Source organism: Synechococcus sp. R55.2 (assembly GCF_047462075.1).
Classification (GTDB): domain Bacteria; phylum Cyanobacteriota; class Cyanobacteriia; order Thermostichales; family Thermostichaceae; genus Thermostichus.
This window is the reverse complement of the sequence record NZ_JANSIH010000056.1, coordinates 1-1,260: the sequence shown is the minus strand read 5'-3', so window position 1 is coordinate 1,260 and position 1,260 is coordinate 1. Positions and strand designations below refer to the sequence as shown.

2 protein-coding genes are annotated in these 1,260 nt (G+C 48.9%); both read left to right on the top strand.

Going from position 1 to position 1,260, the window contains the following annotated elements:
• Positions 1-323, top strand: a 323-nt coding sequence (locus NW838_RS02065; protein ID WP_414427414.1) for a DUF3883 domain-containing protein, incomplete at its 5' end; no start/stop codon positions are given.
• A gap of 29 nt (positions 324-352) precedes the next feature.
• Positions 353-1,057 (top strand): Uma2 family endonuclease, encoded by a 705-nt coding sequence (locus NW838_RS02060; protein WP_414328701.1) that lies wholly within the window; start codon positions 353-355, stop codon positions 1,055-1,057.
• Positions 1,058-1,260: the final 203 nt, after the last annotated feature.

Here is a 1,260-nt window from a genome sequence, read left to right as displayed (position 1 = left end):
GAAGGGAAGGCCTTCGCTTCATTGAAGTCAAAGGCAGAGTTGAGGGAGCAAAGACGGTAACCGTTACCAAAAATGAAATCTTGACAGCTCTCAACAAACCCGACCATTTCATCCTGGCTTTGGTAGAAGTGCCAGCCGATCCCGCCTTTCCAGAAGGGGATGCCTTCAGGGTAAAGACCCCTGCAGGCACCTACACCGTGCCGGGCGAAGGCTGCCAGGTGCGGTATGTGCGGCGGCCTTTTCAACGGGAGCCGGATTTTGGGGCCAGTAGCGTCAACTATGATTGGAAAGAATTGTGGAATCGAGGAAGGGATCCCAAATAGATACTAACTTTCATTGGTAGGATGAATTCATGCTACTGGAATTGCGGCAAATCCATGTTCCAGCAGGTCAGCGAGTTGTCTTGCAGGGCATCTCTTGGCAAGAGTTTGAAACCATACTGAGCGAATTGGGAAACCAGCGGGGGTCTCGGTTGGCTTACGATCATGGCTTGCTGGAGATCATGATGCCGCTTCCAGAGCATGAGGATGATAAAGAGATCATTGGTGATTTAATTAAAGCGCTGTTGGAAGAGCTGGATATTGAGTTCCGCAGTTTAGGTTCGGTGACCTTAAGAAAGCCTACAACTTATGGCCTGGAGCCTAACCAGTGCTTTTATATTCAGAATGAGCTAGCAATTCGCGGCAAGAAACGAATAGATCTCATGATCGATCCACTACCCGATCTTGCAATTGAAGTTGATATCACATCCCGAACCCATCTTGATCTTTACGCAGCACTTCAGGTACCGGAGCTATGGCGATTTGATCAAGGCATTCTTCAAGTTAATGTACTCCGATTTGGCAATTACCAAGAAGTTGATGAAAGCCCAACTTTCCCAGGCTTAAACCTAAAGCAAGTTATCCCTCATTACCTACAGGAGAGCAAAGTCTTAGGTAGAAACAAAGCAATTCAAGCATTCCGCCGATGGGTACAAGGACAAATCCAGTCGTCGTCCAGAAAAAGTAGCAACTCAATCGGCACCCAACATGGCTTGTCCCAAATCAAGATGCCTTAGTTGCTCTTGAACAGGCTGGAGCCATCTTTTCGTTGAGCCCGCCTTCCCCTCAGACTAAACTCTAAACTGCAGCCTGTTTAACCCGAGTAAACTACCCGACACCAACCGCTAGGCGGTACGGAGCGGGCTTTTAGTAGCCCTGCAGTTAGCAAGCCAACCACGAGCCTCTGGGGTGGTTTACAGCACCCCCAATCGACCGTTAC